General features: G+C 60.4%; 8 protein-coding genes and 1 pseudogene. 5 read left to right on the top strand and 4 right to left on the bottom strand.

The features are described from left to right. Positions 1-149: 149 nt before the first annotated feature. Both VD17_RS14525 and VD17_RS14520 read right to left on the bottom strand, forming a co-directional pair. Positions 150-1202 carry a sensor histidine kinase gene (locus VD17_RS14525; protein ID WP_046054398.1) on the bottom strand — a complete coding sequence of 351 codons (1053 nt, stop codon included), beginning with the start codon at positions 1200-1202 and terminating at the stop codon, positions 150-152. Then, positions 1202-1960: a response regulator gene (locus tag VD17_RS14520; protein WP_046054397.1), complete on the bottom strand. Its 759-nt coding sequence runs from the start codon at positions 1958-1960 to the stop codon at positions 1202-1204. Before VD17_RS14520 ends, VD17_RS14525 begins: the two co-directional genes overlap by 1 nt. A 292-nt stretch (positions 1961-2252) precedes the next feature. On the opposite strand from VD17_RS14520, the gene pyrF reads away from it, so the two are divergent. Further along, positions 2253-2951: an orotidine-5'-phosphate decarboxylase gene (gene pyrF / locus VD17_RS14515; protein ID WP_008148060.1), complete on the top strand. Its 699-nt coding sequence runs from the start codon at positions 2253-2255 to the stop codon at positions 2949-2951. Between the two features lie 140 nt (positions 2952-3091). Here pyrF and VD17_RS14510 read toward each other — a convergent pair whose 3' ends face one another. Together VD17_RS14510 and VD17_RS32195 are read right to left on the bottom strand one after the other, a co-directional pair. After that, the gene (locus tag VD17_RS14510; RefSeq protein ID WP_046054396.1) at positions 3092-4096 is read right to left on the bottom strand and encodes an NADP-dependent oxidoreductase; all 1005 of its coding nucleotides are present in this window, start codon (positions 4094-4096) and stop codon (positions 3092-3094) included. Continuing rightward, positions 4093-4230: a hypothetical protein gene (locus tag VD17_RS32195; protein WP_185753151.1), complete on the bottom strand. Its 138-nt coding sequence runs from the start codon at positions 4228-4230 to the stop codon at positions 4093-4095. The genes VD17_RS14510 and VD17_RS32195 overlap by 4 nt, the downstream gene beginning before the upstream one ends. A 100-nt stretch (positions 4231-4330) precedes the next feature. Here VD17_RS32195 and VD17_RS14505 point away from each other — a divergent pair, with 100 nt between their 5' ends. From VD17_RS14505 to VD17_RS33095, 4 genes and pseudogenes are all read left to right on the top strand, one after another. Continuing rightward, positions 4331-5092, top strand: a complete 762-nt coding sequence (locus VD17_RS14505) for an SDR family oxidoreductase (protein WP_046054395.1) — start codon at positions 4331-4333, stop codon at positions 5090-5092. Positions 5093-5275: 183 nt separating this feature from the next. Next, complete coding sequence (locus VD17_RS14500) at positions 5276-6670, top strand: aminotransferase-like domain-containing protein (RefSeq protein ID WP_046054394.1); 1395 nt, start codon at positions 5276-5278, stop codon at positions 6668-6670. Between the two features lie 108 nt (positions 6671-6778). Beyond that, positions 6779-7882: pseudogene (locus VD17_RS33100) on the top strand (HAMP domain-containing protein); the annotation flags it as partial. After that, on the top strand, positions 7862-8743 hold the full coding sequence (locus tag VD17_RS33095; RefSeq protein WP_371317146.1) for a methyl-accepting chemotaxis protein: 882 nt from the start codon (positions 7862-7864) through the stop codon (positions 8741-8743). The pseudogene VD17_RS33100 and the gene VD17_RS33095, both read left to right, overlap by 21 nt. The last annotated feature ends 168 nt before the right edge of the window (positions 8744-8911 follow it).

Genomic DNA, 8911 nt, shown 5'->3' with positions numbered 1-8911 from the left:
GTCCATACATAGCAGCTGGCGAAGCCTGCGTTCGGCTGCGTAGCAGTCGTAAATCCTGCCACATCAATCGTCCTGAAACACCGCGATGGATCGTCTAGCGACTGCTTCGTCCGAACGCGGCCCGAACCGAACGCAGGCTTCGCCAGCTGCTACACGGATCGAGGTAAGCGGATAACGGCGGTCAATCCACCTCCCGGAGTTTCTTCCAGGCTCAACTGCCCACCCAGGCGTTCGGCCGCCTCGCGGGCGATGGTCATGCCCAGTCCGACGCCACCGGAGTTGCGGTTGCGCGATCCTTCCAGACGAAAGAACGGCTCGAACACGGCTTCACGTTTATCCGCCGCAATACCCGGCCCATGGTCGATGACCCGGATCACCAGGATTTCGCGCGTATCTTCAAGCGTAATCATGGCCTGCCCGGCATAACGCAGGGCATTGTCCAGCAGGTTGTTGATGCACGAACGCAAGGCCATCGGCTGCACTTGCAGCGGCGCGCAGTGGCCGCTGGTGAGCACATCGGCGCCCTGGTCCTGGGCGTTTTCACTGAGGGATTCGACCAGCGCCTGCACGTCCATCCACTGCAGGACCTCACTGGTGCGCTGCTCATGCAGGTAAGTGAGCGTGGCGTCGAGCATGCCGATCATGTCGTCCAGATCCTGACGCATCTGGCCTTGCAGTTTTTCGTCGTCGATCTGCTCCAGTCGCAGCTTGAGCCGCGACAGCGGCGTGCGCAGGTCGTGGGAGACGGCGCCAAGCATCCGCGAGCGTTGCTGAACTTGTTCACGAATGCGTTGCTGCATCTTGTTGAAGGTGTGCGCCGCTTGCCGGGCTTCCCGTGGGCCGGACTCATCCAGAGGCGGGCTGTCGAGGTTTTCGCTCAGTCGCTCGGCGGCATCGCTCAGGCGTTGGATCGGCCGGCTCAGCAGTTTGGCGCCGTACCAGGCGGCGATGATCAGCGAGACCAGTTGAAAGGTCAGCGGCACCAAGGGGCCGCCGAACCACGGCCGCGGTGGCCGATTTCCGAAGCGCGGGTCCATCGGCGGGTGCTGTCCGTCGAAGTTTTCGGAAAACCCCGGCGGCGGAGGGGGCGGCGGCGGGCCGTAATAGTGAAACCAGAAAAACGCCAACAAGTGCGCCAGGATGATCGCCACCAGCAGCATGCCAAACAGGCGGCCGAAGAGCGTATCGAAGCGCGCACGCATCAGCCGATGTCTCGGGCGTCGAACAGATAACCCTCACCGCGAACGGTTTTGATCAGCTGCGGGGCTTTGGGGTCATCACCGAGTTTCTGGCGCAGACGCGAGACCAGCAAGTCGATGCTGCGATCAAAGGCTTCGATCGAGCGACCGCGAGCGGCGTCCAGCAGTTGTTCGCGGCTGAGTACCCGGCGCGGACGTTCGATGAACACCCAGAGCAAGCGGAACTCGGCGTTGGACAGCGGCACCACCAGGCCATCGGCAGCGATCAATTGGCGCAGCACACTGTTCAGGCGCCAGTTGTCGAAACGGATGTTCGCCCGTTGTTCAGTGCGATCGTCGCGTACCCGGCGCAGGATCGTCTGGATGCGCGCCACCAACTCTCGCGGCTCGAACGGCTTGGCCATGTAGTCGTCGGCGCCCAGCTCCAGGCCGATGATCCGGTCGGTTGGTTCGCAGCGGGCAGTGAGCATCAGAATCGGGATATCCGATTCGGCGCGTAGCCAGCGGCACAGCGACAAACCGTCTTCGCCGGGCAGCATCAGGTCGAGCACCACCACGTCGTAATGCTCCGCTTGCAGCGCCAGGCGCATCGCGGCGCCATCGGTGACGCCGCTGGCGTGAATGTTGAACCGGGCCAGATAGTCGATCATCAGTTCGCGGATCGGGACGTCATCGTCGACGATCAGGGCGCGAATGCTCCAGCGTTTGTCGTCGCCGGGCGCTTTTTGATCGTCGTTCACAGGTGCGTGGAGGTTGTGCATGCGTGCGTTCATCTGCCAGGTAGGCTGCCAACCACAAAGATGGGCTGCGAGGTTGTGGTTTCAGCATAGGCGTCCGGCCCGGAGGCGGGAAGTGCTGTAGGACGTGTTGCGGCTGCCGAAGGTAACGTTGAAGGGTGTTGCAGGCGTGTCATGTGTGTATCCGACTCGACACAATGTGTGCAAGGGCTAGTCTTGCTTGAACCGCCTCGACGAATTACCGATCATCGGGTCCCGCAGAGGCGCTGGTTCCGCTACAATGCGCGCCGATTTCGACCTGCCTGAGAGCCCACTCATGTCCGCCTGCCAGACTCCTATCATCGTCGCCCTGGATTTCCCCACCCGTGACGCCGCACTGAAGCTGGCCGATCAGTTGGACCCGAAGCTGTGCCGGGTCAAAGTCGGTAAAGAACTGTTCACCAGCTGCGCTTCGGAAATCGTTGGCACCTTGCGTGACAAGGGTTTCGAAGTGTTCCTGGACCTCAAGTTCCATGACATCCCGAACACCACCGCCATGGCCGTCAAGGCGGCGGCTGAGATGGGCGTGTGGATGGTCAATGTGCACTGCTCCGGTGGTTTGCGCATGATGGCCGCGTGCCGCGAAGTGCTCGACCAGCGCACTGGTCCGAAACCACTGCTGATCGGCGTGACCGTGCTGACCAGCATGGAGCGTGAGGATCTGGCGGGTATCGGTCTGGATATCGAGCCGCAGGAGCAAGTGTTGCGCCTGGCCGCGTTGGCGGAAAAAGCCGGGATGGACGGTCTGGTGTGCTCGGCCCTGGAAGCCCAGGCCCTGAAATCGGCGCACCCGTCGTTGCAACTGGTGACCCCGGGGATTCGTCCGGCGGGCAGCGCCCAGGACGATCAGCGCCGCATTCTGACCCCGCGTCAGGCGCTGGATGCCGGTTCTGACTATTTGGTGATTGGTCGTCCGATCAGCCAGGCGGCGGACCCGGCCAAGGCGTTGGCCGCCGTAGTCGCTGAACTCGCCTGACCAAACACTGAAGACCAAAATGTAGGAGTGAGCCTGCTCGCGATAGCGGTGTATCAGTCAACATAGATGTCGACGGATACACCGCTATCGCGAGCAGGCTCACTCCTACAGTTGTTTTTTGTGGTGTCTGAAATACCGGGTTAAACCTTCAACACCAACTTCCCGAAATTCTCGCCGCTGAACAACTTCATCAGCGTCTCCGGGAACGTCTCCAGTCCTTCAACAATGTCTTCCTTGCTCTTGAGCTGCCCCTTGGCCATCCAGCCGGCCATTTCCTGTCCGGCGGCGGCGAACTGCGCGGCATAGTCCATCACCACAAAACCTTCCATTCGTGCGCGGTTGACCAGCAGCGCCAGGTAATTGGCCGGGCCCTTGACCGCTTCCTTGTTGTTGTACTGGCTGATGGCGCCACAGATCACCACCCGCGCCTTCATGGCCAGGCGACTCAACACCGCGTCGAGGATATCGCCGCCGACGTTATCGAAATACACATCGACCCCTTTCGGGCATTCGCGCTTGAGGCCGGCGTGGACGTCTTCGTTTTTGTAATCGATGGCACCGTCAAAACCCAGTTCGTCGATCAGGAACTGGCACTTGTCCGCGCCCCCGGCAATGCCGATCACGCGGCACCCTTTGATCTTGGCGATCTGTCCGGCAATGCTGCCCACCGCACCCGCAGCGCCCGACAGCACCACGGTGTCGCCAGCCTTTGGCGCGCCGACATCGAGCAGGGCGAAATAAGCGGTCATCCCGGTCATGCCCAGCGCCGACAGATAGCGCGGCAGAGGCGCCAGTTTCGGATCGACCTTGTAGAAACCTCGTGGCTCGCCGAGGAAGTAATCCTGCACACCCAAGGCACCGTTGACGTAGTCCCCGACCGCGAAGCCCGGATTATTTGAGGCAACGACTTTGCCTACGCCCAATGCGCGCATCACTTCGCCGATACCGACCGGCGGGATGTAGGACTTGCCCTCGTTCATCCAGCCACGCATGGCCGGGTCCAGGGACAGGTATTCGTTTTTGACCAGGATCTGACCCGCAGCCGGTTCGCCGACCGGCACTTCTTGATAGGTGAAGGTCTCGCGGGTCGCCGCGCCCACCGGACGTTTGGCGAGCAGGAACTGGCGATTGGTCTGGGTAGTCATGACAGGCACTCAAGATGAATGAAGACTTGTTGATAGACCTTCATGGTCGATGCTGCAAGTTTGGCTGATGCGGCGAATGCATATCGATCCAGTGCAGTGATAGTCACACCGGCGGTTTTATCACTGTCATTCATGGGCACCCAACCGGCCTTCTGATAGTGCTGCCGTGCCGCAGGCCCTTGTGGCTAGATTGCGAACACGCGATCCCCGCATCTTCTCTTCGAGGACATAACAATGAGCATGACGTTTTCTGGCCAGGTCGCCGTTGTAACGGGCGCCGCCAATGGCATTGGCCGCGCGACCGCCCAGGCGTTCGCCGCTGAAGGCTTGAAAGTGGTAGTGGCCGACCTGGACGCGGCGGGTGGTGAGGGCACGGTGGCGCTGATTCGTACCGCTGGCGGTGAAGCCACCTTCGTGCGCTGCAACGTCACGCTGGAAAGCGATGTAAAAAATCTGATGGACGAGGTGGTCAATACCTACGGCCGTCTCGACTATGCCTTCAACAATGCCGGCATCGAGATCGAGAAAGGCAAACTGGCCGAAGGCACGGTCGACGAGTTCGACGCGATCATGGGCGTCAACGTCAAAGGCGTCTGGTTGTGCATGAAATACCAGTTGCCATTACTGCTGGCCCAGGGCGGCGGTGCAATCGTCAACACCGCATCGGTAGCCGGTCTCGGGGCTGCGCCGAAGATGAGTATTTACGCGGCGTCGAAACATGCGGTGATCGGCCTGACCAAATCGGCGGCCATCGAATACGCCAAGAAAAAGATTCGGGTGAACGCGGTGTGTCCGGCGGTGATCGACACCGACATGTTCCGCCGTGCCTATGAAGCCGACCCGAAGAAAGGCGAGTTCGCCAATGCCATGCACCCGGTCGGGCGCATCGGCAAGGTCGAGGAAATCGCCAGTGCGGTGTTGTACCTGTGCAGCGACGGCGCGGCATTCACCACGGGGCATTCGCTGGCGGTGGACGGTGGCGTCACGGCGTTCTGAACCAGGCACTGCAACGTAGGAAAAAACCCGCATTTGTGCGGGTTTTTTTTCGGTTCCTTAAAGGTGCCTGACAATGTGTTTCAAATGGTTAGAACCGACGGTTTTAGCGGCGTTGTCGCACAGCTGATTGACCACTCCTGTGATTAACTGTTTCCCGCAAAACGGACAGGAGTTTGCTTGCTCATGGAGTTGAGAATCGATCGACAGGCATTGGTGCCGGTCGTACAGCAAATCGTCGACGCGCTAGCCTGCTGGCTTTGCCGTGGCGAGGTGCCGCCGGGGACGCGTTTGCCTTCCGTGCGGCAAATCGCCCGGATCAATTTGCTCAGTCAGTCCAGCGTCGTTGAGGCCTGTGAGCGTCTGGTGGCTCAAGGGGTGCTGGCGTCGCGTCATGGCGCCGGTTTCATTGTCGCCATGCCAGCGCTGGCCGCTCAGGGGCAACAGGATTGCCCCTGGTTCGAGGGGGCAGAAAAAAAGAAGCAGGGCGGCACTTCGGGCGAACTCAAACTGGGGTGTGGCGGGCTACCCGAGAGTTGGCGCGAAACTGACGACCTGAGCTACGCGATCCGCCAGGTCAGCCGCACCGACATGGCCGGCCTGTTCAACTACAGCACGCCGCTGGGCCTGCCAGCCTTGCGCCAGCAGATCCACAAGCGCCTGAAACAACTCGATATCCTGGTGGAGGAAAGCCGGATCCTGACAACGGCGGGGGCCAGTCAGGGGCTGGACCTGATCGTGCGGACCTTGTTCAAGCCGGGTGATTGCGTGGTGGTGGAGAACCCCGGTTATTCATTGCTGTTCGATTTGCTCAGGCTGCACGGTGTCAGCATGATCGAGGTACCGCGAACCCCGCACGGACCGGACATTGAAGCGCTTGAGGCGCTGCTGGTTAAGTACAGGCCCTGCGGGATCTTCATCAATAGTTTCTATCACAATCCCACTGGCAGCAGCCTGGCGCCGGCGGTGGCGCAGCGGGTTGTGCAACTAGCCAAAACCTATGGCCTTCTGGTAATCGAGGATGACGTCTATGCGGATTTGCACAGCGGCCCCGGTACGCGCCTCGCTGCGTTGGGTATCGATGACAACGTGATCTACGTCGGCAGCTACTCCAAAACCCTCAGCAGTTCGTTGCGGGTCGGTTATGTAGTGGCCGGCGCCGGGGTTATTTCGCGGCTGGCCGAGGTCAAGATGATCAGCAGCATGGGCGCTTCAAGGTTTTGCGAGTCGGTGCTGGCAAGCCTTTTAGCCAGCGGTGCCTACCGTAAACTGGTCCAGCGCCAGCGCCAGCGTTTGAGCAATGACAGGGAGGCGGCGTTGCAAGTGCTTGAAGACGCCGAATGGGAGGTTTTCGGCAAGCCGGCTGGAGGCCTGTTCATCTGGGCGCGATCGCGGATGTCCGACTACGCTCAGGTGCGCAAACAAGCCCAGCGCTTCGGTGTCCTGTTGTCTTCTGCGACGGCATTCAGTCCCACCGCAGAGGCCAGTGACTGGCAGCGTATCAATGTGGCCTATGCCTGTGATCCGCGAGCCCGGGCGTTTTTTCAGGCCACCGCTCTGGATCGACCTCAAGCGTTCTGAAAACGACGTGAGCGTAGCTTTTTGCCATTATTCCGACGCCGGAGACTTGTGTTGATACAGGCCCGTTGCGAATCTGCGTCAACAGACTATGTCAGGGGACTAAGTGCAATGATTTCGGCCGTGCAAGGACGTTTTGCCAACCTCGGTATGGCGAAAAAACTGGGTGTCGGGTTTGTACTGGTGCTGCTGTTGACCGCCTTGGTGGCGGCCATCGGCGTATGGTCCCTGCAAACCATCAGCCAGCGCTTCGACGGGCTCAAGCAGATGTCGTCGCTCAACAGCGGTTTGCTCAAGGTGAGACTGATCGAGCAGGATTACGCCTTGCACGGCAACCCGAAAACCGCTGATGCGCTACGCGAGGGCGTTGATGGCCTGATCGCTCTGGCAACCCAACTGAAAGCGGCGTCCGCGGCCAACGTGCCGGTGATGAATGACGTCGAGCAGTCCTTGGGGGCTTACCGCAAGGCCTTTGACGAGTTCGTCTCGCTCAGCCAGGGCAAGGACCTGGCACTGGAGATGGCCAGTTGGTCGGTGTCCAGCGTGGCCAATAATCTCGACGTGCTGCAAGCCGGGCTGGCCGATGACGGCGCTTATACCTTGAAGGAATCCGAAGGCAAGGACGGCGGTCAGTTTATCGAACAGGCCAATCAGGTCAGCCAAGTGTCGCGGTTGATGTTGCAAGCCATGAACGAAGCGCGTGTGCGCCTGGACCTCAGCCGCAAGGGCGACGACAGCGCAGGGCAGGGCAAGATCGAGCAGGCCGACCAGGCTCTGACCCAGGCCGAGCAGCTGAAAACCACGGTCAAGGATGAGGGTTACCAGACGGTCCTCAATGAAGTGGTCGGGCACATCGGCGGATTCAGCGAAAAACTCGCCGAGTACACCGGCCTGCTGGCGCAGGAAAAAACCGTCTCTGAGCAACTCCAACAGCGCGCCGCTCAGGTGGTGGAGCGGGTGGATCAGGCCTATGTCGCCGAAGACCAGTCGATGCAGGCGGAGCTGAAAAAGAACGCGCTGCTGATCATCGGTTCCTCGGCGCTGGCGCTGCTGGTCGGGTTGATTGCGGCCTGGGTGATTACCCGGTTGATCGTGGCACCGCTGCGCAGTGTGATCCGTGTTGCTCAACAGATTGCCTCCGGCGATTTGAGTGCGACGGTTGAAGTGACCCGTCGTGATGAGATCGGGCAGCTGATGCAGGCCATGCAGCAGATGGGCGCGGGGCTTAGCAGCATTGTCAGCGGTTTGCAGGCGGGTATCGAACAGTTGGCCAGTTCAGCGCAGTCACTGTCGGCGGTGACCGAGCAGACCAATCTTGAAGTCAGCAGCCAGAAGGAAGAAACCGAACAGGTCGCTACCGCGATGAATCAGATGACCGCCACCGTGCACGACGTTGCGCGCAACGCGGAGGAGGCCGCCCAGGCGGCGCAGACAGCGGACGGCAAGGTTGAAAGTGGTCAGCAAGTGGTGCGCCAGAGCATGGCGCGGATCGAACAGTTGGCGGATTCAGCCACCTCGGCCAGTTCGAGCATTGAAAGTTTGAGTGCGGAAATCCAGAACATCGGTACGGTGCTGAGCGTCATCAAGAGTGTGGCTGAGCAGACCAATTTGTTGGCCCTCAACGCCGCGATCGAGGCGGCTCGAGCGGGCGAGCAGGGCAGGGGCTTTGCGGTGGTAGCCGATGAAGTGCGGGCCCTGGCCAAACGCACTCAGCAATCGACTGAGGAGATTGAACGACTGGTGAGTGCCTTGCGTTCGGCGGCTCAGTCTTCTGTTCAGCAGATTCAGAACAGTGGCGAGCTGGTGAAGCTGGCGGTGAGTGATGCGTTGCAGACTGAGAGTGCGCTGGGGAGTATTGCGGCGGCAGTGTCTTTGATTCAGCAGATGAACCAGCAGATTGCAGCGGCTGCCGAGGAGCAGAGTTCGGTGGCTGAGGAGATTAACCGCAGTGTCACCAGTATTCGGGCCAGTGCGGATCAGTCTTCGTTGGCGATGCAGGGGAATGCGGCTTCCAGTATTGAGTTGGCGCAGTTGGGGGTTGAATTGAAGGGGATGGTGGGGCACTTTCGGCTCTGATTCTTTTCTGTGTACATATCCGTTGCTGCGGTAACGGCCGCTAATGGTTTCGCTCTTACAGCGAGTCCCTTTTGCAGACGCCCAAAAGGAACCAAAACGCTTCGCCCCAAGCGTCCGGCCCCTCGCTTAGGCTCGGCGTTCCTTCGTTCCGGTATCCATCCGGGGACA

It is taken from the genome of Pseudomonas fluorescens, from assembly GCF_000968015.1.
Taxonomy (GTDB): domain Bacteria; phylum Pseudomonadota; class Gammaproteobacteria; order Pseudomonadales; family Pseudomonadaceae; genus Aquipseudomonas; species Aquipseudomonas fluorescens_W.
The sequence above is the reverse complement of the archived record's forward strand: the minus strand, read 5'-3'. Positions and strand labels throughout refer to the sequence as shown.

Excerpts from the sequence above, each read along its gene's own strand:
- VD17_RS14505 (WP_046054395.1), top strand. The coding sequence starts at position 4,331 with ATGAGCATGACGTTTTCTGGCCAGGTCGCCGTTGTAACGGGCGCCGCC.
- VD17_RS32195 (WP_185753151.1), bottom strand. The coding sequence starts at position 4,230 with ATGAATGACAGTGATAAAACCGCCGGTGTGACTATCACTGCACTGGAT.
- VD17_RS33095 (WP_371317146.1), top strand. The coding sequence starts at position 7,862 with ATGCAGGCCATGCAGCAGATGGGCGCGGGGCTTAGCAGCATTGTCAGC.
- VD17_RS14500 (WP_046054394.1), top strand. The coding sequence starts at position 5,276 with ATGGAGTTGAGAATCGATCGACAGGCATTGGTGCCGGTCGTACAGCAA.
- VD17_RS14520 (WP_046054397.1), bottom strand. The coding sequence starts at position 1,960 with ATGCACAACCTCCACGCACCTGTGAACGACGATCAAAAAGCGCCCGGC.
- VD17_RS14525 (WP_046054398.1), bottom strand. The coding sequence starts at position 1,202 with ATGCGTGCGCGCTTCGATACGCTCTTCGGCCGCCTGTTTGGCATGCTG.
- pyrF (WP_008148060.1), top strand. The coding sequence starts at position 2,253 with ATGTCCGCCTGCCAGACTCCTATCATCGTCGCCCTGGATTTCCCCACC.
- VD17_RS14510 (WP_046054396.1), bottom strand. The coding sequence starts at position 4,096 with ATGACTACCCAGACCAATCGCCAGTTCCTGCTCGCCAAACGTCCGGTG.